This is a genomic window from Luteibacter yeojuensis (assembly GCF_000964085.1).
GTDB classification, from domain to species: domain Bacteria; phylum Pseudomonadota; class Gammaproteobacteria; order Xanthomonadales; family Rhodanobacteraceae; genus Luteibacter; species Luteibacter yeojuensis_A.
In genome coordinates this window covers 12,888-38,558 of sequence record NZ_JZRB01000045.1, presented here as the reverse complement: position 1 = coordinate 38,558, position 25,671 = coordinate 12,888, and the positions used below count along the sequence as shown (strand labels likewise).

General features: G+C 68.0%; 28 protein-coding genes and 1 pseudogene. 21 read left to right on the top strand and 8 right to left on the bottom strand.

Annotated features, from left to right (window positions below; genetic code table 11):
* Window positions 1-2 precede the first annotated feature (2 nt).
* The 3 genes from VI08_RS17140 (at window position 3) to VI08_RS17130 (ending at window position 3,554) form a co-directional block, all read left to right on the top strand.
* The gene (locus VI08_RS17140; RefSeq protein WP_045830839.1) at window positions 3-1,040 is read left to right on the top strand and encodes an SDR family oxidoreductase; all 1,038 of its coding nucleotides are present in this window, start codon (window positions 3-5) and stop codon (window positions 1,038-1,040) included.
* Between the two features lie 73 nt (window positions 1,041-1,113).
* On the top strand, window positions 1,114-2,775 hold the full coding sequence (locus VI08_RS17135; protein ID WP_045830838.1) for an SDR family oxidoreductase: 1,662 nt from the start codon (window positions 1,114-1,116) through the stop codon (window positions 2,773-2,775).
* 71 nt (window positions 2,776-2,846) lie between these two features.
* Complete coding sequence (locus tag VI08_RS17130; protein WP_045830837.1) at window positions 2,847-3,554, top strand: SDR family oxidoreductase; 708 nt, start codon at window positions 2,847-2,849, stop codon at window positions 3,552-3,554.
* A gap of 7 nt (window positions 3,555-3,561) precedes the next feature.
* Here VI08_RS17130 and VI08_RS17125 read toward each other — a convergent pair whose 3' ends face one another.
* Window positions 3,562-4,011, bottom strand: coding sequence for a PaaI family thioesterase (locus tag VI08_RS17125; protein ID WP_045830836.1), 450 nt, complete (start codon window positions 4,009-4,011; stop codon window positions 3,562-3,564).
* A 132-nt stretch (window positions 4,012-4,143) separates the two neighbouring features.
* On the opposite strand from VI08_RS17125, the gene VI08_RS17120 reads away from it, so the two are divergent.
* Window positions 4,144-4,611, top strand: coding sequence for a helix-turn-helix domain-containing protein (locus VI08_RS17120; protein WP_045830835.1), 468 nt, complete (start codon window positions 4,144-4,146; stop codon window positions 4,609-4,611).
* On the top strand, window positions 4,608-5,183 hold the full coding sequence (locus tag VI08_RS17115) for a PIN domain-containing protein (protein WP_045830834.1): 576 nt from the start codon (window positions 4,608-4,610) through the stop codon (window positions 5,181-5,183). Before VI08_RS17120 ends, VI08_RS17115 begins: the two co-directional genes overlap by 4 nt.
* Before the next feature lie 3 nt (window positions 5,184-5,186).
* Here the strand turns inward: VI08_RS17115 and VI08_RS17110 are convergent, their stop codons facing one another.
* Window positions 5,187-5,852 (bottom strand): O-methyltransferase, encoded by a 666-nt coding sequence (locus VI08_RS17110; protein ID WP_045830833.1) that lies wholly within the window; start codon window positions 5,850-5,852, stop codon window positions 5,187-5,189.
* Window positions 5,853-5,935: 83 nt separating this feature from the next.
* Here VI08_RS17110 and VI08_RS17105 point away from each other — a divergent pair, with 83 nt between their 5' ends.
* Window positions 5,936-6,577 (top strand): TetR family transcriptional regulator, encoded by a 642-nt coding sequence (locus VI08_RS17105; protein WP_045830832.1) that lies wholly within the window; start codon window positions 5,936-5,938, stop codon window positions 6,575-6,577.
* On the opposite strand, the gene VI08_RS17100 is transcribed toward VI08_RS17105, so the two are convergent.
* Window positions 6,574-7,455: an AraC family transcriptional regulator gene (locus VI08_RS17100; protein WP_045830831.1), complete on the bottom strand. Its 882-nt coding sequence runs from the start codon at window positions 7,453-7,455 to the stop codon at window positions 6,574-6,576. The genes VI08_RS17105 and VI08_RS17100 overlap by 4 nt on opposite strands.
* A gap of 146 nt (window positions 7,456-7,601) precedes the next feature.
* Here VI08_RS17100 and VI08_RS17095 point away from each other — a divergent pair, with 146 nt between their 5' ends.
* Complete coding sequence (locus VI08_RS17095; protein WP_045830830.1) at window positions 7,602-8,441, top strand: oxidoreductase; 840 nt, start codon at window positions 7,602-7,604, stop codon at window positions 8,439-8,441.
* On the opposite strand, the gene mgrA is transcribed toward VI08_RS17095, so the two are convergent.
* Complete coding sequence (gene mgrA, locus VI08_RS17090) at window positions 8,438-9,496, bottom strand: L-glyceraldehyde 3-phosphate reductase (protein WP_045830829.1); 1,059 nt, start codon at window positions 9,494-9,496, stop codon at window positions 8,438-8,440. The genes VI08_RS17095 and mgrA overlap by 4 nt on opposite strands.
* Before the next feature lie 486 nt (window positions 9,497-9,982).
* Here mgrA and VI08_RS17085 point away from each other — a divergent pair, with 486 nt between their 5' ends.
* The 4 genes and pseudogenes from VI08_RS17085 to VI08_RS17070 all read left to right on the top strand — a co-directional run bounded on the left by VI08_RS17085 (window position 9,983) and on the right by VI08_RS17070 (window position 12,826).
* Window positions 9,983-10,495 carry a helix-turn-helix transcriptional regulator gene (locus tag VI08_RS17085; RefSeq protein ID WP_045830828.1) on the top strand — a complete coding sequence of 171 codons (513 nt, stop codon included), beginning with the start codon at window positions 9,983-9,985 and terminating at the stop codon, window positions 10,493-10,495.
* Between the two features lie 69 nt (window positions 10,496-10,564).
* A pseudogene (locus tag VI08_RS17080) lies at window positions 10,565-11,659 on the top strand (NADH:flavin oxidoreductase/NADH oxidase); the annotation flags it as partial.
* Between the two features lie 135 nt (window positions 11,660-11,794).
* Window positions 11,795-12,256 (top strand): DUF1348 family protein, encoded by a 462-nt coding sequence (locus tag VI08_RS17075; protein WP_045830826.1) that lies wholly within the window; start codon window positions 11,795-11,797, stop codon window positions 12,254-12,256.
* Window positions 12,257-12,265: 9 nt separating this feature from the next.
* A complete protein-coding gene (locus VI08_RS17070; RefSeq protein ID WP_084621597.1) occupies window positions 12,266-12,826 on the top strand; it encodes a DNA-3-methyladenine glycosylase I in 561 nt (186 codons plus the stop codon).
* Here the strand turns inward: VI08_RS17070 and VI08_RS17065 are convergent.
* Both VI08_RS17065 and VI08_RS17060 read right to left on the bottom strand, forming a co-directional pair.
* Entirely contained in the window at window positions 12,823-13,806 is a 984-nt protein-coding gene (locus VI08_RS17065; protein ID WP_084621591.1) for a cupin-like domain-containing protein, read from the bottom strand. The genes VI08_RS17070 and VI08_RS17065 overlap by 4 nt on opposite strands.
* 126 nt (window positions 13,807-13,932) lie before the next feature.
* Window positions 13,933-14,400, bottom strand: a complete 468-nt coding sequence (locus VI08_RS17060) for a carboxymuconolactone decarboxylase family protein (protein WP_045830824.1) — start codon at window positions 14,398-14,400, stop codon at window positions 13,933-13,935.
* Between the two features lie 108 nt (window positions 14,401-14,508).
* Between VI08_RS17060 and VI08_RS17055 the strand changes: the two genes are divergently transcribed.
* Both VI08_RS17055 and tadA read left to right on the top strand, forming a co-directional pair.
* Window positions 14,509-15,912: a PLP-dependent aminotransferase family protein gene (locus tag VI08_RS17055; protein ID WP_045830878.1), complete on the top strand. Its 1,404-nt coding sequence runs from the start codon at window positions 14,509-14,511 to the stop codon at window positions 15,910-15,912.
* Window positions 15,913-15,927: 15 nt separating this feature from the next.
* A complete protein-coding gene (gene tadA / locus VI08_RS17050) occupies window positions 15,928-16,413 on the top strand; it encodes a tRNA adenosine(34) deaminase TadA (RefSeq protein ID WP_045830823.1) in 486 nt (161 codons plus the stop codon).
* Here tadA and VI08_RS17045 read toward each other — a convergent pair.
* Both VI08_RS17045 and VI08_RS17040 read right to left on the bottom strand, forming a co-directional pair.
* Window positions 16,410-17,222 (bottom strand): NAD-dependent protein deacetylase, encoded by an 813-nt coding sequence (locus VI08_RS17045; RefSeq protein ID WP_269745855.1) that lies wholly within the window; start codon window positions 17,220-17,222, stop codon window positions 16,410-16,412. The genes tadA and VI08_RS17045 overlap by 4 nt on opposite strands.
* An 8-nt stretch (window positions 17,223-17,230) precedes the next feature.
* Window positions 17,231-18,064, bottom strand: a complete 834-nt coding sequence (locus tag VI08_RS17040) for an Hpt domain-containing protein (protein WP_045830822.1) — start codon at window positions 18,062-18,064, stop codon at window positions 17,231-17,233.
* Between the two features lie 87 nt (window positions 18,065-18,151).
* On the opposite strand from VI08_RS17040, the gene VI08_RS17035 reads away from it, so the two are divergent.
* From VI08_RS17035 to VI08_RS17000, 8 genes are all read left to right on the top strand, one after another.
* Window positions 18,152-18,790 (top strand): response regulator transcription factor, encoded by a 639-nt coding sequence (locus VI08_RS17035; RefSeq protein WP_045830821.1) that lies wholly within the window; start codon window positions 18,152-18,154, stop codon window positions 18,788-18,790.
* Between the two features lie 115 nt (window positions 18,791-18,905).
* The gene (gene pgm / locus VI08_RS17030) at window positions 18,906-20,546 is read left to right on the top strand and encodes a phosphoglucomutase (alpha-D-glucose-1,6-bisphosphate-dependent) (protein ID WP_045830820.1); all 1,641 of its coding nucleotides are present in this window, start codon (window positions 18,906-18,908) and stop codon (window positions 20,544-20,546) included.
* A 2-nt stretch (window positions 20,547-20,548) separates the two neighbouring features.
* The gene (gene yjjX, locus VI08_RS17025; protein ID WP_045830819.1) at window positions 20,549-21,106 is read left to right on the top strand and encodes an inosine/xanthosine triphosphatase; all 558 of its coding nucleotides are present in this window, start codon (window positions 20,549-20,551) and stop codon (window positions 21,104-21,106) included.
* A gap of 90 nt (window positions 21,107-21,196) precedes the next feature.
* Window positions 21,197-22,681: a glucose-6-phosphate dehydrogenase gene (gene zwf / locus VI08_RS17020; RefSeq protein WP_045830818.1), complete on the top strand. Its 1,485-nt coding sequence runs from the start codon at window positions 21,197-21,199 to the stop codon at window positions 22,679-22,681.
* A 58-nt stretch (window positions 22,682-22,739) separates the two neighbouring features.
* On the top strand, window positions 22,740-23,201 hold the full coding sequence (gene msrB, locus VI08_RS17015; protein ID WP_045830817.1) for a peptide-methionine (R)-S-oxide reductase MsrB: 462 nt from the start codon (window positions 22,740-22,742) through the stop codon (window positions 23,199-23,201).
* Complete coding sequence (msrA, locus tag VI08_RS17010; protein ID WP_045830816.1) at window positions 23,198-23,698, top strand: peptide-methionine (S)-S-oxide reductase MsrA; 501 nt, start codon at window positions 23,198-23,200, stop codon at window positions 23,696-23,698. The genes msrB and msrA overlap by 4 nt, the downstream gene beginning before the upstream one ends.
* Window positions 23,699-23,841: 143 nt before the next feature.
* Window positions 23,842-24,876, top strand: a complete 1,035-nt coding sequence (locus VI08_RS21065) for a sensor histidine kinase (RefSeq protein WP_052698036.1) — start codon at window positions 23,842-23,844, stop codon at window positions 24,874-24,876.
* Window positions 24,873-25,616: a LytR/AlgR family response regulator transcription factor gene (locus VI08_RS17000; RefSeq protein WP_045830815.1), complete on the top strand. Its 744-nt coding sequence runs from the start codon at window positions 24,873-24,875 to the stop codon at window positions 25,614-25,616. The genes VI08_RS21065 and VI08_RS17000 overlap by 4 nt, the downstream gene beginning before the upstream one ends.
* Window positions 25,617-25,671: the final 55 nt, after the last annotated feature.

Genomic DNA, 25,671 nt, shown 5'->3' with positions numbered 1-25,671 from the left:
CCATGAATACCAACACACAGGTACTTGTCACGGGCGGCACCGGTTTCATCGCCCAGCACTGCATCATCGCGCTGCTCGACGCGGGCTTTCGCGTACGGACCACCGTCCGCTCGCTGACACGGGAAGGGGAGGTGCGCGAACACCTCCGCACGGGTGGTGTCGATGCGGGTGACAGGCTCACCTTTGTTCGTGCCGACCTCAGCAGCGACCTCGGGTGGGCCGACGCGGCGAAGGGCTGCACCTATGTCATCCATGGCGCCTCGCCCACGCCGACGGGCGAGAAGGCCAACGACGACGAGTGGATCCGGCCTGCCGTCGACGGCAACCTGCGCGTGCTCCGCGCGGCACGCGCCGCCGGTGCGAAGCGGGTGGTGCTCACCTCGGCCTTCGGCGCCATTGGCGCGGGGCACAAGGCCGCGCACCGCCGGCCATTCGATGAAACCGACTGGACCGACCTTGGCGGCAACGTGTGGGGCTACCAGAAATCGAAGACGCTGGCCGAGCGTGCGGCGTGGGATTTCATCGCCCGCGAGGGGCAAGGGATGGAGCTGGCGGCCGTGAACCCGGTGGCTGTCCTGGGCCCGGTGCTGGGCGCGGACTTTTCGCATTCGATCCGCATCATCAAGAACATGCTCGAAGGGCAGCCTGCGTGCCCGAAGGTGAACTCTGGTTTCGTCGACGTGCGCGACGTGGCCGACCTGCACCTGCGCGCCATGCTCGACCCTGCCGCGGCCGGCGAACGCTTCGTCGCCACGGCCGGCGACAGCCTGTGGATGGCCGAGGTGGCGAAGGTGCTGCGCGAACGCGTGGGCCCCATCGCCGCCCGCACGCCGCGGCGCGTGATGCCGAACTGGCTGGTGCGCCTGGCCGCACGGCGCAACCCGGCGCTGAAGGGCATCCTGCCGCTGCTGGGGCAGGACATGAACGTGAGTGGCGCGAAAGCCCGGCGCGTGCTCGGCTGGCAGCCGCGCTCGCAGGGCGATGCCATCGTGGCCACGGCGGAGAGCCTCGTGCGCCTTGGGTTAGTGCAGGTGCCGTGACCCACGCTTGACGCCCGCCACGCCGTTCGCAACAGTGCACGGCAGTGAATGACACGGACGACAAGCGCGCACGATGCGGATCCTGATCCTTGGTGGCTATGGCGTGTTCGGCGCGCGCCTGGCCCAGCTCCTTTCCGACCGGCCCGAACTCGACTTGATCATCGGTGGGCGTGACCTGGCCAAGGCCAGCGCGTTCTGCGCAAGCTACCAGGGTGCCGCGCGCGCCAGGCCGCTGAAGCTCGACCGCCTCGACATCGCCGCCGCGCTGGATGCCGAACGCCCCGACCTCGTCGTGGACGCGTCAGGTCCGTTCCAGGGCTATGGCGCGAACCCTTACGTCGTGATCGAAGCCTGCATTGCCGCGGGCATCGATTACGTCGACCTGGCGGACTCCGTCGACTTCGTTTCGGGCGTCGCGGCGCTCGACGCCCAGGCAAAGGCGGCCGGCGTCGTCGTCCTGTCCGGCGTCAGCACCTGCCCGGTGCTGACCTCGGCCGTGCTGCGCGAGATGTCGAAGACGATGACGCTGGTCGACGTGGATGCGGGCATCGCGCCGTCCCCGTTCGCCGGCGTGGGGCTGAACGTGGTGCGTGCCGTGGTGAGCTACGCGGGCGCGCCCGTCGGGCTGCTGCGCGATGGCAAGCCGGCCGACGGCCCGGGCCTCGCGGAGAGCCGCCGGTTCACCGTGGCGGTGCCTGGCACGCTGCCGTTGCGCAGCATCCACTTTTCGCTGGCCGAAGTGCCCGACCTGCGTGTCTTGCCGCGTGAATACCCGTCACTGCGCAATATCTGGTTCGGCGCGGGCCCCACGCCCGAGTTCCTGCACCGGATGCTGAATGGCCTCGCGGCCGCGCGCGCCCACCTGGGGCTGCCCTCGCTCGAGCCGCTGTCGCCCCTGTTCCACTGGGTGCTCAATGCCGCGCGCATGGGTGAGCACCGCGGCGGCATGTTCGTCCGGGCACGGGGCATCGCCGACGGAAAGCCGGCCGAGCGCACGTGGCACCTTCTGGCGGAAGGGGATAGCGGGCCGTTCATCCCGTCGATGGCGGTCGAGGCCATCGTCCGCAAGCGGCTCGACGGCATTCGCCCCGATACCGGCGCGCGCGCGGCCACGCACGCGCTGGCGCTCACCGACTACGACGCGATGTTCGCGCGGCGCGGCATCGTCACAGGGTTTCGCACCGACGACGCTGGGGCGCCGCTGTATCGCCGCATCCTTGCCGATGCCTACGACACGTTGCCAACGCGGCTGCGCGAACTCCACGGCACGTCCTCGCGCCGCCAGTGGCAGGGCCGTGCGCGCGTGGAGCACGGCCACGGCTTGCTCGCGAAGCTGGTGCGTGCGGTCGTCGGCTTCCCCAAGGCCGGCGAGAACGTACCGGTCAGCGTAGCGTTTACGCCGCAGGGCGATGGCGAGCTGTGGACGCGGACGTTCGATGGCCGCTCGTTTTCGTCGGTGCAGTACGAGGGCGAGGGCAAGGATGCGCGGCTCCTGGTCGAGCGCTTCGGCGTCGCTACGTTCTCCCTCGCGTTGGTGCGCGACGGCGACAAGCTCCTTCTCGTGCCGCGGAGATGGTCGCTTTTCGGCCTGCCGATGCCGCCGTTCCTCCTGCCGCGCGGGGTGAGCTTCGAGCATGAGGAGGACGGCAGGTTCCATTTCGATGTCGAGATCGCGATGCCCATCGTGGGCCGCATCGTTCACTACCAGGGCAGCCTGGCGCCGTCGCCTCCCTGACGGTGGATGCCCGGGGTTAAGTCGCGAGAAGGGAGAATCGTGGGATCGCCTGGCTACCAAGGTTCGCACCCATGACGGCATCACCACAGACCGGAAGCATCCTCCTCGTCGGCGCCTCGCGGGGGCTGGGGCTTGCACTTGCAGAGGCCTTCGCTGGCCGCGGCTGGGAGGTCGTGGGAACGGTGCGTGGCACCCGCCGCACGCCGCTGCACGATCTCGCCGACGCGCAACCCGGTCTTATCGCGGTAGAGCAGCTCGATATCACGGCGCCCGCGGAGATCGCGGCGCTGAAGGCGCGCCTGTCGGCACGCCGGTTCGACATCCTGTTCGTCAACGCCGGCACGACCAACGAAGACCCGACGCAGACCATCGCCGAGGTATCCACCGATGAGTTCATCCAGGTCATGGTCACCAACGCGCTCAGCCCCATGCGCGTCGTCGAGGGCCTAGAAGGCCTGGTCCATGCCGACGGCATGCTCGGCGTGATGTCGTCGGGGCAGGGCAGCATCACGGATAACACCCGCGGCGGCCGCGAGCTCTACCGTGGCTCGAAGGCGGCGCTCAACCAATACATGCGCAGCTACGCGGCACGGCAGGCCGGGAGCCAGCGGTCGTTGCTGCTCCTGGCGCCGGGCTGGATCCGCACCGACCTCGGTGGCGACGATGCGCCGTACACCGTGGAAGAGAGTATCCCGCTGCTCGTCGAGCTCATGCTGGCGAAGCGTGCGCGCCCCGGGCTCGAGTACCTTGATCGGAACAGCAAGGCCGTGCCGTGGTGAGGGCGCGTTAGCGCTCCATAACGAGCAGCGTCGACGTCGCGGACGCATACAGCTTGCCTGCGGCATCCTTCAGCGTGGCTTCGGTAAAGGCCACGCGCCGCCCGATCGTGATCACCCTGCCTTCCGCGCGCATGAGGCCCGTCTCCGCAACGATGGCCTTGTGGTAAGCCGTCTTCAACTCCAGCGTGGTGTACGCCTGCGTTGGCGAGAGCCTGGAGTGCACGGCGCAGCCGCAGGCCGAATCGAGCAGCGCGGCGGCGAACCCGCCGTGCACCATGCCGATGGGGTTGTAGACCCGCAGCGAGGGCCTGCCCTCGAATGCCGCGAACCCATCGCCCACGTCGACGAGGTCGAAGTCCATCGTCTCCCCGATGGGCGGCCGGCCGCCCAGTTCCATCAGCTTGCGGAGTTGCTCCAGGCCGGTGAGGCCGGGTGGAAGCTGGCCGACGAGATCCATGGACGTGCCTCGATATTGAAAGTACGACCATACTAGGAAGCGACGCGTGCCATAACAAGGTGTCCGCTCATTTCGTTTGTTGCGAATTTCGAATGTTTCGAATAAGCTGTCTGACGATTGCAGGAGCCCTACATGTCCACGACGTCCCCGCCCAATGTGATGCTCCCCCTTGAACGCGAGGTGCGTGCCGCCGTGGAAGGCCAGCGCGCGCTGGCCGCGTTCCTCGCGACGCGGGGCGAAACCCAGCGCATCCAGATCTTCGATGAGAAGAACAAGGCGCACTTCGTTGAGTTGCCCACGTCCGCGCTGCGCCTTCTTGTCGACATCCTCGCGGAGTTGGCTGACGGGAATGCGGTCAAGGTCGTCCCGGTCCACGCGGAACTGACGACCCAGGAGGCGGCCGACCTGCTGAATGTGTCGAGGCCGCATCTGGTGAAGCTGCTCGAGGAGGGCGTGCTGCCCTTCCATCGCACGGGCAAACATCGCCGGGTGCGTTTCGCTGACCTCATGAAGTACAAGGACGCCCGCGACAACGCTAGTGAGCATGCCATGGCGGAGCTTAGCCGGCAGGCGCAAGAGCTCGGAATGGGGTACGAATGAGGCACTCGCCCTTCACGGCCGTCTATGACGCTTGCGTCCTGTACCCGGCTCCTCTCCGTGATTTCCTGATGTGGCTTGGGCTATCGGGCCAGTTCCGCGCTCGATGGAGCCTCGAAATACACGAGGAGTGGAAGCGCAACCTGCTGCTCAATCGTCCCGACCTGACACGGGATCAGATGGATCGCACCTCTGCGTTGATGGACAGGGCGATCCCTGATGCTGTTGTCGAAGGGCACGAGTCCTTGGTCGAGGGCCTCTCGCTTCCGGATCCTGGCGATCGTCACGTGCTTGCTGCCGCCATCCGTTGCGGTGCCAGCGTCATCGTTACGTTTAATCAGCGCGACTTTCCGGCCGAGGCGCTTGAGCCCTTCGGCATCGAATCGCAACACCCCGATGAATTCGTGGATAACCTGTTTGACCTCGATGCCCCTTCTGTCGTGACGGCGGCACGAAAACAAAGGGCAAACCTCACCAATCCCAGCATGGATGTCGAGCAGTACCTCGACGTACTGCTGCGGCAAGGTCTCGTCCAGACGACCAAGACCCTAGGTGCGTTTCGCGCCATCCTGTAGCGGTCACCCCATGCGCATCGACAACTCCACGTCCTCCGAAAACGGCACCGAGAGATAGCCGTTACTGGAATCACGGATGCGAGCCATGTATTCCGGGCTGTAATCGGCGTTGTCGGCGATGACGAACGCGCCGGTGCGCAGGCGCGGCTCGAGCAGGGCGAGGATCTCGGGATAAAGCGCTTTGGCACCGTCGAGCAAGACGAGGTCGATGGTGTCTGGCAGGTCGGCGGCCAGGGTCTTCAGCGCGTCACCTTCACGGATCTCGACAAGGTCGATGACGCCGCCGGCCGCCAGGTGCTCGCGCGCCTTCGCCACCTTCGAGGGCTCGAACTCGGTGGTGATGAGCCGGCCGCCGCCGTTGTCGCGCAGCGCCGCGGCGAGGTGCAGGGTCGAAATGCCGAACGAGGTGCCGAACTCGACGATGGTGGTGGCCCTGGTGCTGCGGGCGAGCATGTAGAGCAGGGCGCCCGTCTCGCGCGACACAGCCAGCGGCATGTCCTTGAGGGCGCCATAGAAGTCGCGGTATTCGGTCTTGCTGCGCATCAGGCGCAGGTGGTCGTCCTGGGTGAGGTTGGCGATGGCCGGGTTGTCGGCCCAGGTCACCTGGTCGGCTTCGTGGAAAAGGCGGTCGACGAGGCCGGCGAGGGGCGCGGTGGTGAGGGTGGTCATGGATGTCTCCGGTTGCAGATTCAGGTGGCCCGATTAGAATGTGACGAATCCGTCAGGTTTTCTATTCGCATTGCCGGGGCCCCATGAACCAGCCGCCGAACCCACCCATTTCCTCGCGAAAACAGCCCAAGCAGGCCCGCTCGACCGAGCTGGTCGCCGCCATCCTCGAGGCGGCGGCTCAGGTTTTGGCGAAGGAGGGGGCCGCCCGGTTCACTACGGCGCGAGTGGCCGAGCGGGCAGGCGTCAGCGTCGGCTCGGTGTACCAGTACTTCCCGAACAAAGCCGCCATCCTGTTCCGCCTGCAGAGCGACGAGTGGCGGCAGACCAGCAACATGCTGGCCGATACCTTGCTCAACGATGGCACGCCGCCGCTCGACCGACTCCGCCGGCTGGTCCATGCCTTCATCCAGTCGGAATGCGACGAGGCGGCGATGCGCGTGGCGCTGGATGACGCCGCGCCGCTCTACCGTGATGCGCCGGAAGCGCGCGAGGCGAAGTCATCGGGGGAGCGCGCGTTCCACGGCTTCATGCGCGAGGCGTTGCCGCATGCCGATGAGCCAACGCGCACGCTGGCCGTCGCGCTCGTGGTGTCGACGCTCAGCGGCGTGGGCAAGGATTTCTCGTCGAGCCCGCGCGAACCGGCGGAGGTGGCCCGCTTCAGTGGCGCCATGGCCGATATGTTCTGCGCCTACCTGGTTTCGCTGCAGGCGATGAAGCCCGCCTAGGGCGCACCCGCGGTGCGCGCCACGTCCGCCGCGGGCGGCGCGCCGAACAGGCGCTTGTAGTCACGCGTGAACTGCGACTGGCTGTCGTAGCCCACGCTCGCGGCCACGGCGCCGGCGGAACGGGACTCTGCCAACAGCATCTTCCGCGCCTCCTGCAGGCGCAGCTTGGTGCGGTACTGCACGGGGGTCATCAGCGTGATCGCCTTGAAGTGGCGATGGAACGACGTGACGCTCATGCCCGACGCGTCGGCCAGTGCCTCGACGGACATCGGTGCGGCGTAGTTCGCCTTGATCCACTCCGTGGCGCGGCCGATCTGCGCCACGTGCGAGCCATTGAGCGCGAGCTGGCGAAGCGTATCGCCCAGGCCACCCTGGAACAGGCGGTAATAGATTTCCTGCTCGATGAGCGGCGCGACGAAGGGGATGTCCTGCGGCCGGTCCACGAGTTCCAGCAGGCGCGCGAACGGTTCGAGCAATTCGGGTGTCATGCGTGCCGTCGCAACGCCGGCGGGCGACCCGGGGGTGCCAGCCTTCGCGGGAAGGCGCGCCATGGCTTCGGCCAGGGCATCACGGTCGATATCCATGGACAGGGCCAGGTGCGGCCGGCCTTCGGCGTCGAGGAAGACCTGCGCGCAGACGGGCAGGTCGACGGTGACCAGGAGGAAGGTCGACGTATCCGCGAGGAAGGGTTCCTCACCGGCGGCGATGGTCTTGCTGCCACGCAGGATGACCACCATGCGCGGCCGGTAGAACACGTGCGACGGATGCGCCGCGTGGGCCACGCGGTAGAGCGTGAGCCGGGGCACGGCGGTTTCGTGGCGGGGGTGGGCGGCGTGGCGCTCCACGATGTCACGCATGCGTTCGAGCATCTTTTCCATGACGCCATTATGGACCCTATCGCCACGCCGCCTGAACAGCCCTGGCCCCAAATTGGCAGGATCGTGCAAAACACTGGCAGCATCGGTGTAGTCCCGGCGGCGCCGGGGGGCCATCCTTTCACCCTCCCCACCACGAAGGCATCCCCATGTCGGATTCGAAGATCTGGTTCATCACCGGTTGCTCCACGGGCTTCGGCCGCGAACTGGCTGAGCAGGCGCTGCAGCGCGGCGATCGCGTCGTGCTGACCGCCCGCAAGCCGGCGCAGGTGCAGGACATCGCCGCGAAGTACCCGGACACCGCCCTTGCGCTGGCCCTCGATGTCACCGACGAGAAGGCCATCCGCAAGGCAGTCGCCGACGCCGAAGCGCGTTTCGGCCAGGTCGACGTGCTGGTGAACAACGCCGGCAACGGCTACTTCTCGGCGATCGAAGAGGGCGAAGACGACGAGATCCGCCGCCAGTTCGAGACAAACGTGTTCGGCCTCATCTCGCTCACGAAGCAGGTGCTGCCGGGCATGCGCAAGCGTCGCAGCGGCACCATCGTGAACGTGTCGTCCGTCGGTGGCCTGATGGCCTTCCCGGCAACCGGCTACTACCACGCCACCAAGTGGGCCGTGGAGGGCTTCTCCGAGTCGCTGTCGAAGGAAGTGGGCCCGCTGGGCATCAAGGTGCTGATCGTCGAGCCCGGCCGCTTCCGCACCGACTGGGCCGGCCGCTCGGTGATCGAATCGAAGACGATCATCGACGATTACGACGCCACCGCCGGCGCCCGCCGTCGCCAGGCCAAGGAGTACACCGGCACCCAGCCCGGCGACCCGGCCCGCGGCGCGGCCGCGATCATCGAAGCGGTGGACGCGGGCTCGCCGCACCTGCGCCTGGCGCTGGGTTCGGACGCATACCAGTTCCTGAGCGACCGGCTGGTGGAACTGAAGACCAACCTCGAGGCCTGGAAGGATCTCTCGACCGGGACGGATTTCCCGAGCTAGACCGGCCCTGTGGGAGCGCGCTTGCCAATGCTCGACGACACATCCCACAGGTCCACGCCACCGTCGCGCGCGTGCTGGTCGATCTCGGCAAGCTCGTCCTTGCTGAAATCCAGCTTCTTCACGGCGTCGAGCGAATCGTCCAGCTGCTCCACCGTGCGTGCACCGATCAGCGCCGAAGTGACGCGCGGATCGCGCAGCGTCCAGGCGATGGCCATTTGCGCGAGGGTTTGCCCGCGCTTTTCCGCCATCGTGTTCAGCGCACGAATGTGGTTGAGGTTCTCTTCGCTCAGCATGTCCTTTTTCATCGACCCGTCGCGGGTGACGCGGGCATCGTCCGGAATGCCCTTGAGGTACTTGCTGGTCAACATGCCCTGGGCTAGGGGCGAGAAGGCGATGCAGCCCGTGCCCAACTCGCCCAGCACGTCGAGCAGGCCGTGCTCGATGCTGCGGTTGAGCATCGAGTAGTTCGGCTGGTGGATGAAGAGCGGCACGTTCTCGGCGGCGAGGATGGCCGCGGCTTCGCGCGTCAGCTCCGGCGAGTACGACGAGATACCCACGTAGAGTGCCTTGCCCGTGCGGTGCAGGTGGACGAGCGCGTTCATCGTCTCGTCCAGCGGCGTATCCGGGTCCACGCGGTGCGAATAGAAGATGTCGACGTACTCGAGGCCCATGCGGCGCAGGCTCTGTTCGCAGCTGGCGATGAGGTGCTTGCGCGTGCCCGTCGGGCCGCCGTAGGGGCCCGGCCACATGTCCCAGCCCGCCTTCGTGGAAATCACCAGCTCGTCGCGATGGGGCTTGAAATCCGAGGCGAACCAGCGGCCGAAGTTTTCCTCTGCGGAGCCAAACGGCGGCCCGTAATTATTCGCGAGGTCGAAATGGTTCACGCCGCGATCGAAGGCCCGGCGAAGCATGGCGCGCCCTGTTTCAAATCGGTCGACGCCGCCGAAGTTCTGCCAAAGGCCCAGCGAGACCGCCGGCAGCACCATGCCACTGCGGCCCACGCGGCGGTAAGGCATGCGGCCATCGTAACGCTCGGGGTCTGCAACGTAAGTCATCGGGGTTCCTTTCGTGGGGACGTGAAGGGGGTTAGTGACTCGTCGATGGTAGCGGGTTGCGTGTGTCTGGGGCGTGCCCTACAGGCGAGGGTGCGAGCGCCTACGCAAATTGACCGAGAAGCCTGATTCCGGTGCCTCGCCGCTCCCCGTAATCTGGATGCTTCAGTGGTTGTCACTTGACAACCTATCGCAAACGTCCAAGACTGGAGCACAGGTGATGTCGCGGAGCAGACACCCCAAGCCCGATATCGAAGCAGCGCTTCGCCATGCCGAAGGACACGGTTGGCGGATCGTGCAGGGCGGCGGTCATGCATGGGGAAGAATGTTCTGCCCGTACCACCGCCGTGACTGCCGATGCGGTGTCCACTGCATCACCAGCATCTGGAGCACGCCGGCGAACGCCGGATCATTCGCCCGGCGCCTGCGCCAGGTCGTGGATGGGTGCGCCGGGTATCGGGAACGCCGAGATAACGACGAGATCGAACAATGACGGAATACGAATTCAGCCTGGTTTACCAGCTTGATCCCAACGACGGCGATCACGATGCCATCGTCGAACGATTTGGGGAGGCGGGGCTTACCGATTTCCTGATCGGCATCGGGCGGCAGGGCTACCTCGGCCTCGACCTTGCGCGCGCCGGGAAGTCGGCCCATGCCGTCCTGCGCGGCGCCATGGCCGATGCCGCCCGAATGCTCCCTGGCGCCCAGCTTGTTGAAGTCGGGCCCGATTTCGCCGGCTTGACCGACATTGCGGACAGGGTTGGTGTTTCGCGCCAGAACATGCGAAAGCTCATGCTCGCGAACACCCATTTCCCTGTTCCGGTCCACGGTGGCAGCGCCTCGATCTGGCACGCGGCCGAGGTCCTTGCGTGGCTTCAGTCGCATGCCGGGTATGACATCGCGGAGCGCGACCTGGCAACGGCGAAGGCAGCCTGGCAAGAGAACGCAGCCATTGAGCAGCGGCGAATGAAGCGGGCGGGCTGCCATACCCATACGTAAGTGTGAAACCCCTTGCGCTAAGCCTCATTTGGCCCGACCCTGCGAAAGATCACTTTTCAGGGTTTTCTCATGGCCGTCCCAACCCTTTTCCAGCCTATCCGCGTACGTAGCCACGAACTGGCCAACCGCATCGTCATCGCGCCCATGTGCCAGTACTCGGCCGTCGACGGGCAGATGAACGACTGGCACCTCATCCACCTGGGGCAGCTGGCTTTGTCAGGCGCGGCGCTGCTGACGATCGAAGCCACCGCGGTGGTGCCGGAGGGCCGCATCACGTGGGCTGACGTCGGCCTCTACGATGACGCCACCGAGGAGGCGATGCGCCGCACCCTCGAAGGCATCCGTCGGTGGTCGGACATGCCGGTCGTCGTGCAGCTGGCCCATGCGGGCCGCAAGGCCTCCACGGAGACCCCCTGGGCCGGGGGTGCGCAGATCGCGCCGGGTACGGCGCGCGGGTGGCAAACCGTGGCCCCGTCGGCCATCCCGTTCCAGGACGGCCAGAACCCACCCACCGCGCTGGACCGCGATGGGCTGCAGCGTGTGATCGATGGCTTCGTGGACGCCGCCCGCCGCGCCGTTCGCGCCGGTGTCGACGGTATCCAGTTGCATGGCGCCCACGGCTACCTGCTGCATCAGTTCCTCTCGCCGCTTTCGAACCAGCGCACCGACGCATACGGCGGCTCGCTGGAGAACCGCATGCGCTTCCCGCTGGAAGTCTTCGATGCCGTCCGCGCCGTGATCCCCGAAGGCATGCTGTTGACGATGCGCGTATCAGGCACGGACTGGGTCGACGGCGGCTGGGACCTCGAGCAGACCATCGCGTTCGCGAAGACCCTGGAGGCCGAAGGCTGCGATGCCATCCACGTGTCGTCGGGCGGGCTCAGCGCCGCGCAGACGATACCGATCGGCCCCGGGTATCAGGTGCCGCTCGCCCGTGGCGTCAAGGAGCAGGTGGACATGCCGGTCGTCGCGGTGGGCCTCATCACCGAGCCCGAACACGCCGATGCCATTGTGGCCAACGGCGATGCCGACCTTGTCGCCATCGCCCGCGCCGCCCTGTACGACCCACGCTGGCCGTGGCATGCGGCCGCGCAACTCGGCGCGCAGGTGAGGGCGCCCAAGCAATACCTGCGCTCGCAGCCGTCGCGCCACCGCCACCTCTTCCACAGCGAAGCGCCCATGCGCGCCGAGGCGCCGTGGACGAAGGCGGCCGATGGCCGCTACGTGTAGCAAGCGGCGGATAACCCAGGCGCCGGCGGCCTTGCTATGGTTGCCGGTGCCCCCACCAGGAGCCGTGCCATGGCCGCCCCCGTTCCTCCGTTCACCCGCGAAACCGCCATCCAGAAAGTCCGCCTGGCCGAAGATGGCTGGAACAGCCGCGACCCCAACCGCGTATCGCTGGCCTACACCGTCGACAGCCGCTGGCGGAACCGTGCCGAGTTCGTGCATGGGCGCGAGGCCATCGTCGCGTTCCTCACGCGCAAATGGGCGAAGGAACTCGACTACCGCCTGATCAAGGAGCTGTGGGCCTACACCGACAACCGCATTGCCGTGCGCTTCGCCTACGAGTGGCATGACGACAGCAACAACTGGTTCCGCTCGTACGGTAACGAGAACTGGGAGTTCGGCGAAGACGGCCTGATGCACCACCGCTATGCGTGCATCAACGACCTGCCCATAAGGGCAGCCGACCGCAAGTACCACTGGCCGCAAGGCCGCCGGCCCGACGACCATCCCGGCCTCTCCGACCTGGGGCTCTGACGCGTGGCCGTGGCGAAGGAAAAGATCCGCTGCACGTGGGCCGGCAGCGATCCGCTATATGCCGAGTACCACGACACCGAATGGGGCGTGCCGCTCCACGATAGCCGCATGCTGTGGGAACAGCTGATGCTCGAAGGCTTCCAGGCGGGGCTATCGTGGATCACCATCCTGCGCAAGCGCGAGAACTTCCGCAAGGCGTTCAAGGGGTTCGACCCCGCGAAGGTGGCGCGCTTCACCGAGAAGGATATCCAGCGCCTGCTCGGCGATGAAGGCATCATCCGCTCGCGGGCGAAGATCGAAGCCACCATCCAGGGCGCCAGGCTCTATCTCGAGATGCAGGCCAACGGCGAAGACTTCGCCGCTTATTGCTGGTCGTTCACGAAGGGCAAGGTGCTGCGCGGCGACGGCAAGACGGTCCACGCGCAGACCCCGCTGTCGGCCACCATCTCGAAGGACATGAAAAAGCGCGGCTTCAAGTTCGTCGGCCCCACCATCGTCTACGCATGGATGCAGGCGGTGGGCATCGTCGATGACCATGCCCGCGCCTGCTTCCGCTACCACGCCGCCTAGTACGAGCCGGGCGGCGCCTTCTCGCCCCACCAGCCTTCCTCGGGCCGGTGGTGGGCCTTCAGGCCGCCGTAGAACGTCAGCGCCCGCAGGGCCCACTGCCTCGCCGCGCCCAGCACATAGCCCAGCGGCGCCTTGAACCGGTCCAGCCAGTAATGGTGGCCGGGGTAGGTCGGCTCCATGTGCAGGTACTTGCGGCACGCGCGGTTGAATTGGTGCACGCGCGCCTTGCGCACGGTGTCGCTGGTGTAGAACGTGACGCCGATCGAGATCGACACGCCATCGTCGCCGTGCACCCAGTCGGTATCCGAGCGCGTCATGTGCGGCGACGTGGTGGGGAAATAAACGCCATCGCCCGGGCCGCTGTCGAACTCGTGGCTGTTCGCGCGCGATGCCTCGTGCAGGCGCACGTCACGCAGCGTGTGGGCCACGATGAAATCCTCCACGTGGGCGGCGGTCACGGCGTCCCGGTCGTCCGGGTCCCACACGCTCAGGGTCTTGCGCCCGTGCAGCTGCATCCAGAAATTGTTCTCGCGATCGATATGGAACGGTGTCACCGAGGGCGGCGCCGAGATGAAGATGAAGCCCGTGACATTGAAGATGCCCGGTTGCTCTCGTTCGATCAGGGGGCGCAGGCCATCGATCACCTCGCCAAGCAAGGCGCGGTAGCGCGGCACCGCTTCGATGTTGTAAAGCGCGAGCCACGAGCCGCGTTCCTGGATGCGCGCCAGCACCTGCTCGAGGTCGCGCCCATCCGTCGGCCGTGGCTCGTGGCGGAACGCCGATGCCTGGGTCATGCCGGGCCTGACGAAGCGGCACTGTTCCATGGGCATGAGCTCGCGTGCCAGGTTCGCCAGCTCGGGCAACTGGAATAGCGGGTGGCGATGGAAGTTGTGCCGCAGCCGGGTGATCCGGTGCGTGGAGAACCCGGTCGGGTCCAGGGGCCACACGATATGTGGCTCCGCGTTCGCGTGCTGATCCATGGTGACGCTCCCTTCGAGTTGGCCCCTGCCAGCGCGGAAAAGCGTCGTACGAACGTGCGGCGCATGCCACACGACGGGCGGCCTAAGCGCAAGGTGGTGCGCGGCCGCCCGCTGCGAGCGCGCGGATCAGCTTGCTTTCGCGAGCCGTGCGGCGGCCACCGGCACGTTGCGGAACGCGACGCCGAGGCGGTTGAACGCGCTCATCAACGCGATGGCGACGGTGAGGTCGGCGAGCTCTTTCTCGCTGAAAACAGCGGCTGCCGCGGCGTAGTCGGCATCAGGGATGCCGGTCTCCGCGACGTTCGCGACGGATTCGGCCCAGGCCAGTGCCGCCTGCTCTCGCGCGGTGAACACGCCTTCGGCCTCGCGCCACGCTGCGGTGAGCACCAGCTTCTCGAATGGCACGCCGTGCTTGTGCAGGTCCTGCGAGTGCATGTCGATGCAGTACGCGCAGCTGTTGGCCTGCGACACCCGCAGGTACACAAGGTCGACGAGGTTCTTGTCCAGGCCACTCTGGGCCAGGTACCCGTGGACGGTGAGGAAGCCCTTGGCGGCTTCCGGGGCGACTTTCATGTAATTGACGCGCTGGCTCATGGCGATGTCTCCGCGGTGGGAAGGGGTGGCTCGGCAGGGCCTAGCGTGCGCCCGTGATGGGCCATCCAACAGCGCCAAGAATGCGCCTGGGCGATGTACCATGATTGCATGGACGTCTCCCTGGGCCTGCGCCTTGATCGCGAAGCACGGCAACCGTTGTCGACCCAGATCGCCGACGGCATACGGGCGGCCATCGGCGACGGGCGCCTGGCCCCGGGCGCCCGGCTGCCATCGTGGAACGACCTGGCCGCGCAGCTCGGCGTGGCGAGGGGTACCGTCCGTATGGCCTATGAGGCCCTGGCCGATGCCCAGCTCGTCGTGCCCTCGGGGGCGGCTGGCACGCGGGTGGCGAAGCGGTTGCCCTCGCCCCGGCCCGTGCCAACGCCGGCACGGGCACGCGCGGCGTTCGGCACCTTCCCGTCAGGGCACACCAGCCCCCTGCCATTCCAACTGGGTGTGCCCGCGGCCGACCTGTTCCCGGCGCCGCTCTGGACACGGCTCGTCGCCCAGGCGGCCCGCGATACGGTGGGCAGCGCGGCCGACTACCCCGACCCGGGGGGTGAAGCGGGCCTGCGTACCGAGGTGGCCGCGTACCTGGCCATGGCGCGCGGCCTGGCCTGCCAGCCCTCGCAAGTCTTCATCACCCAGGGCTACAGCGGCGCGCTGGGCGCGATCCTGCGGGCACTGCGCGTACGTGGCGCCGATGCCTGGTTCGAGGAACCCGGCTACCCCTTCGCGCGCACGGCGCTGGGGTGGGCCGGCCTGCAGGCCGTGCCCGTGCCCGTCGATGCCGAGGGAATCGACATCGACGCGGGCAGGGCGCGCGCACCGCATGCGGCCCTTGCCCTCGTCACGCCCGGGCAGCAAGCACCGCTGGGCACCACCATGTCGCTTGAGCGCCGCCTCGCGTTGCTCGAATGGGCGCACGCCGGCGAACGCTGGATCATCGAGGACGACTACCTCGGTGAACTGCAGCTGGCGCGCCGCGCGGCGCCCGCGCTCGCGTCGATGGATGCCGACCGTGTCATCCACGTCGGCACCTTCAGCAAGACGATGTCGCCGGGCCTGCGCATGGGTTACGCCGTGGTGCCAAGGCGCCTGGTGGCGCCCATGCGGGAGGTGGTGGGCACGCTCGCCCCGGCGCCTGCGCCGCTGCTGCAGCGCGCGGTGGAGCGGTTCCTGCACGAGGGCCATTACCTGCGCCACCTGCGGCGGATGAAGCGCGCGTATGCCAGCCGTCGCGACGCGCTGGCCGCCGCGCTGGCCGGGGAGGGCCATGCGGTGGAAGGCGCGGGCCTCGCGCTGTGCCTTCCCCTGCCGGAGGGTACCAACGATGTGGCGCTTGCCCGTGCCGCGCATGCGGCCGAACTCGCGCCCATTCCCCTGTCGCCGTGGTACGCGGGCACGGCGAGCCGCCCGGGTTTCCTGCTCGGGGTCACGAACGTGCACGAAAACGCCGCGGCAACGCTCGCCGCGCGCCTCGCGGCGCTCATTCGCGGGGCAACCGGCTAGAATGCGCGCGTTGCCATGGAGTACCACGTGACCACCGAACCTGTTTTCAGCGACGAGGACCGCGCCTGGATGGCGCGCGCACTCGAACTGGCCGCCCATGCGCGCGATGCCGAGGGTGAAGTGCCCGTGGGTGCCGTGCTGGTGGTCGACGGCAACGCCGCCGGCCTTGGGTGGAACCGCAACATCACGCTCAACGACCCCACCGCGCACGCCGAGATCCAGGCGCTGCGCGCAGCGGGGCAGGCGCTGGGCAACTACCGCTTCACGGGCGCCACCCTTTACGTCACGCTCGAACCCTGCGCCATGTGCGCCATGGCCATGGTGCACGCCCGCGTCGCACGCGTGGTGTACGGTGCCACCGACCCGAAGACAGGCGCGGCGGGCAGCGTGTTCGATACGCTGGTCTCGGAACGGCACAACCACCGTGTCGAGGTGGCCGGCGGCCTTTTTGCCGAGGCCGCGGGCGACATGTTGCGGCAGTTCTTCCGCGCGCGCCGTTAGGCGAACGGCGCCAGGGCGTCCTCGACGCCTTGCTCCACCTTCAGCGTGATGAGCGGGTCGGCGCGCGTGACGCCCCGGTTCACCGATGCGATGGGCAAGCCCTTGCGCGAGGCCTCGAGCACGAAACGGTAGCCGGAGTACACCATGAGCGACGATCCGACGACGAGCATCGCGTCGGCGCGTTCGAGGTGTGCCCATGCCGTGTCCACGCGGGCGCGCGGCACGTTCTCACCGAAGAACACCACGTCGGGCTTCAACACGCCGCCGCACACGGTGCAAGCGGGCACGGCGAACGTGGAGAAATCGACGCCATCCAGGTCGGCGTCGCCATCGGGCGCGATGCGCGCGTTGAGCGACAGCCAGCCCGGGTTCGCGTCCTCGAGCCGGCGCTGCATGGCGTCACGCCGGGTGATGTCGCCGCACTGCATGCAACGGACGCGATCGATGCGGCCGTGGAGGTCGACGACATTGAGGCTGCCGGCGGCTTCGTGCAGGCCATCGACGTTTTGCGTGAGGAGCAGCGCCACGCGGCCCTGTTTCTCAAGCTGGGCCAGTGCGCGGTGGGCTATGTTGGGTTGCACCGCGTCGAAGTGGCGCCAGCCGATCATGCCGCGTGCCCAGTAGCGCGCCCGCGCGGGTTCGCCGCTCATGAACATCTGCAGGGTCATGGGTGGGCTGCGTTTCCACGCGCCCTGGTCGTCGCGGTAATCCGGGATGCCCGAACCCGTGCTGATGCCCGCGCCCGTGAGCACGAAGACGCGCGGGTGGGCGTCCATGAAGGCGTGGAGGGCGTCGGGGTTGGCGTTCACGGCGGCGACTATACCAGCGGCATGTCGGCGGGGCTTTCACGCAGCCACGCGAGCGCGCGGGTGGCGTCCATGGCAAAGCGGCGCACGGCCAGCTCGAGGTCGGCGACGGGCTGCACGGCCAGCGCCTGCTCCAGGCGCAGGCCCATGGCGGCAAGCCCCGTGGCTTCGGCCATGCCGAGCGCGCCCGCCACGCGATGCAGCCAGCGCCGCGCGGCAAGCGCGTCGCCGGTGGCGAGCATGGCGTCGAGCTTGCCGACGTCGGCGGCAAGCGCGTCGGCAAGCGCCACGATGACCTCGTGCAGCGCGCGCTCGCCGCCAAGCCGCGCGCGCAAGGCCACGACATCGACATGGGGCGGCCGCGGCGGCACGATGAAGGCCAGTTCCGCGATGGCGCGCAGGCCGCCATCGCCTTGCACATGGAACACGCCGCCAGCGCGCTCGACGAGGGTGCGCGCGGTGGTGCACGCGGGCGCCAGCGCGCCACATGCGCCTGGCACGCCGGGCAGGCATACCGCGACGTGCAGGCGCTGCATGCCGGGTTCGTCATCCACCACGTCGACCTGCAACAGCGCGCTGCCGCTGGCGTGTTCGATGGCGCCGGCGAGCAGCACGTCGAGGGCGGCAGCCAACGAGCGGAACGGGCCGACCAGGTCGCCCTCGAGCGCCGGGTCGACATCCAGCGTGATCTCCACGTCGTGGCGCGAGGCCTTGGCCGCGAAGCGCACGCCCAGGCGTTCGATGAGGTCGGGCAGGCTGGTCGTGTCTTCCAGGCACGCCTCGCGTTGCGCGCGCGCGTCGCGGCGGCGCTCGCGCCAGCGGCGCATGCGGCTGGCTAGCGTCATGGCGTTCGATGTGCTCAACTCAGCGCCCCGTCGCAGGCCAATGGAGAGCGGCGGGCCAATGGATACCGCTGCAACGAAGGATCAACCATGGCCTACCGCGTCATCATTGCCGACGACCACCCCGTCGTGCTCAAGGGCATCACGCTGGCCCTCGCCAGCGAGGGCGTGGGCCAGGTGGTGGGCGAAGCGACATCGCCGGGCGCGTTGTTCGCCGCGCTTGCAACCACCCGCTGCGATGCGGTCATCACCGACTTCAGCATGCCCGACCCGGGCGACGATGGCCTGGCGATGCTCACCCGCCTGCGCGGAACCTACCCGGCGCTGCCGCTGATGGTGATCACGACCATCGGCAACCCGGCGCTTTACCGCGAGATCCTGTCGATGGGCGTGCTCGGGCTGCTGGGCAAATCGGGTGACGCAAGAGAAATTCCTGAGGCATTGCGACAAATCGTGACCAACCATGTGTACCTCGGTGCCTCGGTGTTGGCGATATTGGGTGTGGAGCAGGGCACGGTGGTGGGGCGGGCCGGCACGCTCACCGACCTCTCGCCCCGCGAACTCGAGGTGCTGCGCCTGTTCGCCAGCGGCCACAGCATTACCCAGATCGCCCGTGGCACCGGCCGTGGGCTTTCCACCATCAGCCAGCAGAAATCGAGCGCCATGCGCAAGTTGAGGCTCGCGAGCGACGCGGAGATCTTCGAGTACATCGACAGGCTCCGCCGGTAGCTGCTGAACGAACACCCCAACGATAACCAGCCGAAGCCGCCGGGGACATAGAAGAATTCTCAAAAGGGCGCGTATGCTTCACGGTTGAAGCCCTTTTTGACAGGAGAAGCGCCCGGTGAGTGCGAAGATCAGCCCCCTCGCAGGCAAGCCCGCCACGGAGGGCACGCTCGTCGACCTCCCGGCCCTGCTGGCCGCCTACGCCGACCTGAAGCCCGACCCGGCCGTGCCCGAGCAGCGCGTCGCCTTCGGCACCTCGGGCCACCGCGGCTCATCGTTCAATCGCTCGTTCAACGAGGCGCACGTGCTCGCCGTGGTGCAGGCCATCTGCGAGTACCGCAAGCAGGCCGGTGTCGACGGCCCGGTATACGTGGGCATCGATACCCACGCCCTGTCGCAGCCCGCGTTCGAGAGCACGCTGGAAGTCCTCGCCGCCAATGGCGTCGACACGATGGTGAGCGCGGGCGGTGAGTACACGCCCACGCCCGCGGTCTCGCACGCCATCCTGGTGCACAACCGCGGCCGCGACAGCGGCAAGGCCGATGGCATCGTCATCACGCCGTCGCACAACCCGCCCGATGCCGGTGGCATCAAGTACAACCCGCCGCATGGCGGCCCGGCCGATACCGATGCCACGAAGTGGATCGCCGACCGCGCCAACGCGCTGATCGAAGGCGGCCTGCGCGATGTGCGGCGCATGCCCTATGCGCAAGCCGCCAGGGCGTCCACCACGCATGCGTTCGATTTCCTGCAGCGCTACGTGGGTGACCTGGGCGATGCGCTCGACCTCGATATCATCCGCGCCAGCGGCGTGCGCATGGGCGTCGACCCGCTTGGCGGCGCGGGCGTGCACTACTGGAGCGCCATCGGCGAGCGCTACGGCCTCGACCTCACCGTGGTGAGCGAGGTGGTCGACAAGACGTTCGCCTTCATGTCGCTCGACTGGGACGGCAAGGTCCGCATGGATCCGTCGTCGGCGTACGCCATGCAGCGCCTTATCCACCTCAAGGATACGTTCGACGTCGCCTTCGCGTGCGACACCGACCACGACCGCCACGGCGTGGTCGCGCCCAGCACCGGGCTCATGCCGGCCAATCACTACCTGGCCGCCGCCGCGTGGTACCTGTTCCAGAACCGCCCGGGCTGGAGCCCCGACGCCGCCGTCGGCAAGACGGCCGTGAGCACGGGCCTGCTCGATCGCGTCGCGGCGCACCTGAAGCGCCCGCTGCTCGAGGTGCCGGTGGGTTTCAAGTATTTCGTGCCGGGCCTGTTCGACGGCAGCGTGGGCTTCGGTTGCGAAGAGAGCGCGGGTGCGTCGTTCCTCGCGAAGGATGCCTCGGCGTGGTCCACCGACAAGGATGGCCTCGTCGCCGCGCTGTTGGCCGGCGAGATGACGGCGCGGCTTGGCCGCGACCCGGGCGAGGTCTACCGCGATATCACCGGCCTGCTGGGTGATCCCGCCAATGCCCGCATCGATGCGCCGGCCTCGCACGCGCAGAAGCAGAAGCTGTCGAAGCTCGCGCCCGGCCAGGTCTCGTCGCAGACGCTCGCCGGCGATGCGATCACCAGCGTCGTCAACCAGGCCGATGGCCAGCCCATCGGCGGCATCAAGGTCATGTCGGCGCAGGCATGGTTCGCCGCGCGCCCGTCGGGCACCGAGGATATCTACAAGGTGTACGGCGAGAGCTTCCGCGGCAAGGATCACCTGGCCAAGGTGCTCGAGGAAGCGCAGGCCATGGTCGACCAGGCGCTGGGCTGAACATGGCCGCGACGCCCATCAAGGTCATCGTCGGGTCGCGCAACCCGGTGAAGGTGGGCGCGGTGCGCACGGCGCTCACCCCCCTGTTCCCGGGGCGCGAGCTGCATTGCGAGGGCATGCACGCGCCTTCGGGCGTACCCGACCAGCCCATGACCCTCGCGGAGACCCGCGAAGGTGCGCTCAACCGGCTCGCGTACTGCCGCCAGCACGCCGAGGCCGATATCTTCGTGGCCGTGGAAGGCGGTGTCGACGTTAGCGAGGATGGCCCGGCCAACTTCGGCATCGTGGCCATCGCCCACGGCGAGGTGGTCTCGGTGGGGCGCAGCGCATGGCTGCCCCTGCCGCCCGCGGCGTACGAGGCCCTGCTTGACGGCGAAGAACTGGGCCATGTCATGGACAGGCTGTTCGGCACCACCAATATCAAGCAGCAGGGTGGGGCCATTGGCCTGCTCACCAACGGCCACGCCACGCGCGAAAGCGCCTATGTGCAGGCCCTCGTCCTGGCCATGGCGCCGTTCCTGCACGCGGAACTTTTCGGGGGTGAGGCAAAACTGCCGTGACGCCGGGTCATTAATTTAGATCGATCAAAGGCCTTGAATCCGCTCCGATGCACCTTATCCAGACGTGCATCAGCCACCGGATACCAGGCCATGACCACTTCCAGCCCGCTCGAACCCGTCCCGTCCTTCGATTACGTGATCTTCGGCGCCACCGGCGACCTCACGATGCGCAAGCTGCTGCCCGCGCTTTACCGCCGCTTCGCCGCGGGCCAGGTGCCCAGCGACGCACGCATCATCGGCACGGCGCGTTCGCCGCTGGACGACGAGGGTTACCGCGAACGTGCGCGCAAGGCGTTGGGTGACTACATCAAGGGTGACGAGTTCGTCGACGACACCGTGGCGCGGTTCCTGGGCCTGGTGCACTACGTGAGCCTCAACGGCGCCGATGCCGGTGGGCATTGGGCCGGCCTGGAAGCGAAGCTGGCCACGGACGATGCCGGGCGCGTCCGCGTGTTCTACCTCGCGACGGCGCCCGACCTCTACGGTGCCATTGCCCGGAACATCGACGAGAAGGGCCTGCGTACGGCGCAATCGCGCATCGTGCTCGAAAAGCCCATCGGCACCGACCTCGCGACGGCGCGCGACGTCAACGAGGGCGTGGGGCGGCACTTCCCGGAAAGCAGCATCTACCGGATCGACCATTACCTGGGCAAGGAGGCCGTGCAGAACATCATCGCGCTGCGCTTCGCCAACCCGATGCTCGAGCGCATGTGGGACAGGGAATCGATCGACTACGTGCAGATCACCGCCGCGGAAACCGTCGGGCTCGAGGGCCGCGGCGGGTACTACGACGGCTCGGGCGCGTTGCGCGACATGATCCAGAACCACCTGCTGCAGGTGCTGACCGTCGTCGCCATGGAGCGGCCCTCGTCGCTGGATGCCGATGCGCTGCGTGACGAGAAGGTGCGCGTGCTCACCTCGCTGAAGCCGCTCGATGCCGGCAACCTCGGCGCCAACGTGGCCCGCGGCCAGTATGTGCGCGGCATGGCGGGCGGCCACGAGGTGCCTGCCTACCGCGAGGAGCTGCCCGATGCCGCGCCCAGCAACACCGAGACGTTCGTGGCGCTGAAGGCCGAGATCGACACCCCGCGCTGGCAGGGCGTGCCGTTCTACCTGCGCTCGGGCAAGCGCATGCCCGAGAAGCTGACCGAGATCGTCATCCAGTTCCGCGCCAGCGAGCCGGGCCTGTTCGGCGAGGCACGCCCCGGCAGCCGGCTGGTGATACGGGTGCAGCCGGATGAGAGCGTCATCCTGCCCCTGTTCGTGAAGCAGCCGGGCAACACGTTCGGCCTGGGCGAGGTCGACGCGCAGTCGGCGCTTGGCGAGGCCGGCCGTGCGGGGTTCCGCGACGCCTACGAGGGGCTGCTGCTGGATGCCGTGAAGGGCAGCCCCGCGCTGTTCGTCCGCAAGGACGAGACCGAGGCCGCCTGGGCCTGGGTGAGCCCGATCCTGCAGGGCTGGGCCACGGCCGGCAGCGGCCCGGAGGCCTACGCCGCGGGCACCTGGGGCCCCGAATCCGCCCGTGCGCTGCTGGCCCAGCGCGGCCACCATTGGGTGGAGGACCTGGCCGCCTGAGCATTGCATCCGCGCGGCGCGCCCGCATTATGGGGGGAGTTCCCCAGGGAGGCTCCCCATGTCCGGTTACAGCAAGACCCCCGAGGCCCTTGCCCGCCTCAGCCCGGAGCAGTTCCGGGTCACCCAGCAGAACGGCACGGAGCGCCCGTTCCACAACGCCTTCCACGAGAGCAAGGAGCCGGGCATCTACGTCGACATCGTTTCCGGCGAGCCGCTGTTCTCGTCGCTCGACAAGTTCGACAGCGGGTGCGGCTGGCCCAGCTTCACCCGGCCGCTCGAGGACGAGCACGTCGTCGAGAACCGCGATACCACGCACGGCATGATCCGCACCGAGGTGCGCTCCACGCACGGTGACAGCCACCTGGGCCACGTGTTCCCCGACGGCCCGCGCGACCGTGGCGGCCTGCGCTACTGCATCAACTCGGCCTCGCTGCGCTTCATCCCGGTGGCGGAACTCGAGAAGGAAGGCTACGGCGATTACGCCCGCCTGTTCACCCGCGATAACGGAGGTGCGGCATGACATCGAAGGCCATCCTCGCCGGCGGTTGCTTCTGGGGCATGCAGGACCTGATCCGCAAGCAGCCCGGCATCATCAGCACGCGCGTTGGCTACAGCGGCGGCGACGTGCCCAACGCCACGTACCGCAACCACGGCACGCATGCCGAAGCCATCGAGATCGAGTTCGACCCGGCCAGGGCCAGCTACCGGAAGATCCTGGAGTTCTTCTTCCAGATCCACGACCCGACCACGATGAACCGCCAGGGCAACGACCGGGGCACCAGCTACCGCTCGGCCATCTTCTACCTCGACGACGAGCAGAAGGCCGTGGCGGAAGACACCGTGGCCGACGTGAACGCGTCGGGCCTGTGGCCGGGCAAGGTGGTCACCGAGATCGCGCCCGCGGGGCCGTTCTGGGAGGCCGAGCCCGAGCACCAGGATTACCTGGAAAAGTACCCCAACGGCTACACCTGCCACTTCATCCGCCCCGACTGGGTGCTGCCGAAGCGCGCCGCCTGATCTGTCCTGAACTGATCTGTGCTTAAACTGTGGGAGCGCGCTTGCGCGCGATCGCGCGCAAGCGCGCTCCCACACGAGCACGAGAGGGGCGGATGTCGGTAGCAGGGGGCAGGGCAGTTCCAGCCGCATGGCGCCGCCGTGCCGTGTGGCCGTGGCTCGCCCTGCTCGTGGCCATCGGCCTGCTGCGCGCCACCAATCGCTTCCTCGTCGATGTCGCCAACGGGCACGTCACGCCCTTCGTGCCGAAGCTGATCGAAGAGCTCACCGGCTCGCTGAGCTTCGGCGCGTGCCTGCCGCTGCTTTTCGTGGCCCTGCGGCGCATGCCGCGCACGGCCTGGGCGCACCTCGCGGTGTTCAGTGCGCTATCGGTGGCGCAAACCTCGCTGATGATCGCGCTGCGGCAAGTTACCTTCCGCGCGGCTGGCCTTGCGGATTACGCCTACCCACCCACGCCGTGGCGCTACCTGATGGAAGTGCCGACGCAGCTGTTCTTCTACGTCGTCATCGTCGTGGGGCTGTTCCTGTTCGACCGCTACCGCGAGGGCCGCGAACGCGACCTGCGCAACGCGCAACTGGAATCGGCACTCTCCGAGGCACGCCTCGAGGCGCTGCGCCTGCAGCTGAACCCGCACTTCCTGTTCAACACCCTCAACGCGGTTTCCGAGTTGATGTACGAGAGGCCGCGCGTCGCGGACGAGATGCTCTCGCGCGTGGGCGAGCTGCTGCGCGCCACGCTCGCCGCCACGGCGCAGGAACACCCGCTGCGCGAGGAGTGGCGGCTGCTCGACCTTTACCTCGATATCCAGCGTGCCCGGTTCGGCAACGGGCTGGACGCGTCGCTGTGCATGGCCGAGGGCCTCGCCGACGTACCGGTGCCGTTCCTGGTGCTGCAGCCGCTGGTGGAGAACGCCATCGAGCATGGTGGCGTAGGCGATGCGCGCCACGTGCGTGTCGAGGCCTACCTCGAAGGCGAACGTGCCGTGCTCACCGTCAGCGACGGCGGCGGCGACTCGGTAGCGGGGCCGCGGCAGGGCCATGGCATCGGCATGGGGAACGTGGCGGCCAGGCTCATGCACCTGCACGGCGCGGCGGCGGGGGTACGCCGCGATGCGGCGGTGACGGGCGCGGGCTCGGTCGTCACGCTGTGGCTACCCCTGCGCCGGGCGGCGGCACCATGACGCTGCGCGCCGTCGTCATCGATGACGAGGCCCCGGCGCGCGCCAAGCTGCGCCGCTACCTCGCCGACGACGCGGGCATCGCATGGGTCGGGGAGGCATCGGACGGGCCGTCCGCTGTCGCCCTTATCCAGCGCGAGCGGCCCGACATCGTCTTCCTCGACATCAGCATGCCCGGGATGGATGGCTTCGGCGTGCTGCAGGCGCTGGGCGATCCGCTGCCGGCGGAGATCGTCTTCGTCACCGCGCACGACGATATGGCGGTGAAGGCGTTCGACGTGCATGCGTTCGACTACCTCCTGAAGCCGGTGGGGCCGGATCGCTTCGCGCGCACCGTGCGGCGCTTGTGCCAGCGCATCGTGCCGTGCGCGCCGCGGCTGGAAGGGCTGCTTGGCGACCTGCCGGCGCCCGCGCACTATCTGGAGCGCCTGCTGCTGCCCACGGGCGATGCGGCCGAACTGGTGCCGCTGGAACGCGTCGATCGCATCGAGTCGGATCGCAACTACCTTGATGTGTACGTGGCCGGCGTGCCGCGCCGGCTGCGCGGCACGCTGGATGCCATGCAGGCGCGCCTGCACCCGTCGGTGTTCGCCCGCGTGAACCGCTCGACCATCGTCCGCCTCGGCGCCGTTACCGAGGTGCAGCCCTGGCCCGATGGCGAGAAGCGGCTGGTGCTGGTCGATGGCGGGCGGGTGACGTGGACGAGGCGCTACTTCGACGCCGATGTAGCGGGGAAGGTTTAGGGGCATCGCCGGCAAGCCGGCTCCCACACGAGCAGCGGGGCATCGCCGGCAAGCC

Excerpts from the sequence above, each read along its gene's own strand:
- VI08_RS17115 (WP_045830834.1), top strand. The coding sequence starts at position 4,608 with ATGAGGCACTCGCCCTTCACGGCCGTCTATGACGCTTGCGTCCTGTAC.
- VI08_RS17135 (WP_045830838.1), top strand. The coding sequence starts at position 1,114 with ATGCGGATCCTGATCCTTGGTGGCTATGGCGTGTTCGGCGCGCGCCTG.
- VI08_RS17040 (WP_045830822.1), bottom strand. The coding sequence starts at position 18,064 with ATGACGCTAGCCAGCCGCATGCGCCGCTGGCGCGAGCGCCGCCGCGAC.
- VI08_RS17055 (WP_045830878.1), top strand. The coding sequence starts at position 14,509 with ATGGACGTCTCCCTGGGCCTGCGCCTTGATCGCGAAGCACGGCAACCG.
- VI08_RS17105 (WP_045830832.1), top strand. The coding sequence starts at position 5,936 with ATGAACCAGCCGCCGAACCCACCCATTTCCTCGCGAAAACAGCCCAAG.
- zwf (WP_045830818.1), top strand. The coding sequence starts at position 21,197 with ATGACCACTTCCAGCCCGCTCGAACCCGTCCCGTCCTTCGATTACGTG.
- msrA (WP_045830816.1), top strand. The coding sequence starts at position 23,198 with ATGACATCGAAGGCCATCCTCGCCGGCGGTTGCTTCTGGGGCATGCAG.
- VI08_RS17075 (WP_045830826.1), top strand. The coding sequence starts at position 11,795 with ATGGCCGCCCCCGTTCCTCCGTTCACCCGCGAAACCGCCATCCAGAAA.
- VI08_RS17000 (WP_045830815.1), top strand. The coding sequence starts at position 24,873 with ATGACGCTGCGCGCCGTCGTCATCGATGACGAGGCCCCGGCGCGCGCC.
- VI08_RS17065 (WP_084621591.1), bottom strand. The coding sequence starts at position 13,806 with ATGGATCAGCACGCGAACGCGGAGCCACATATCGTGTGGCCCCTGGAC.
- VI08_RS17110 (WP_045830833.1), bottom strand. The coding sequence starts at position 5,852 with ATGACCACCCTCACCACCGCGCCCCTCGCCGGCCTCGTCGACCGCCTT.
- VI08_RS17100 (WP_045830831.1), bottom strand. The coding sequence starts at position 7,455 with ATGGAAAAGATGCTCGAACGCATGCGTGACATCGTGGAGCGCCACGCC.
- yjjX (WP_045830819.1), top strand. The coding sequence starts at position 20,549 with ATGGCCGCGACGCCCATCAAGGTCATCGTCGGGTCGCGCAACCCGGTG.
- tadA (WP_045830823.1), top strand. The coding sequence starts at position 15,928 with ATGGAGTACCACGTGACCACCGAACCTGTTTTCAGCGACGAGGACCGC.
- mgrA (WP_045830829.1), bottom strand. The coding sequence starts at position 9,496 with ATGACTTACGTTGCAGACCCCGAGCGTTACGATGGCCGCATGCCTTAC.
- VI08_RS17120 (WP_045830835.1), top strand. The coding sequence starts at position 4,144 with ATGTCCACGACGTCCCCGCCCAATGTGATGCTCCCCCTTGAACGCGAG.
- VI08_RS17125 (WP_045830836.1), bottom strand. The coding sequence starts at position 4,011 with ATGGATCTCGTCGGCCAGCTTCCACCCGGCCTCACCGGCCTGGAGCAA.
- VI08_RS17060 (WP_045830824.1), bottom strand. The coding sequence starts at position 14,400 with ATGAGCCAGCGCGTCAATTACATGAAAGTCGCCCCGGAAGCCGCCAAG.
- VI08_RS17130 (WP_045830837.1), top strand. The coding sequence starts at position 2,847 with ATGACGGCATCACCACAGACCGGAAGCATCCTCCTCGTCGGCGCCTCG.
- VI08_RS17035 (WP_045830821.1), top strand. The coding sequence starts at position 18,152 with ATGGCCTACCGCGTCATCATTGCCGACGACCACCCCGTCGTGCTCAAG.
- VI08_RS17095 (WP_045830830.1), top strand. The coding sequence starts at position 7,602 with ATGTCGGATTCGAAGATCTGGTTCATCACCGGTTGCTCCACGGGCTTC.
- VI08_RS17140 (WP_045830839.1), top strand. The coding sequence starts at position 3 with ATGAATACCAACACACAGGTACTTGTCACGGGCGGCACCGGTTTCATC.
- msrB (WP_045830817.1), top strand. The coding sequence starts at position 22,740 with ATGTCCGGTTACAGCAAGACCCCCGAGGCCCTTGCCCGCCTCAGCCCG.
- VI08_RS17085 (WP_045830828.1), top strand. The coding sequence starts at position 9,983 with ATGACGGAATACGAATTCAGCCTGGTTTACCAGCTTGATCCCAACGAC.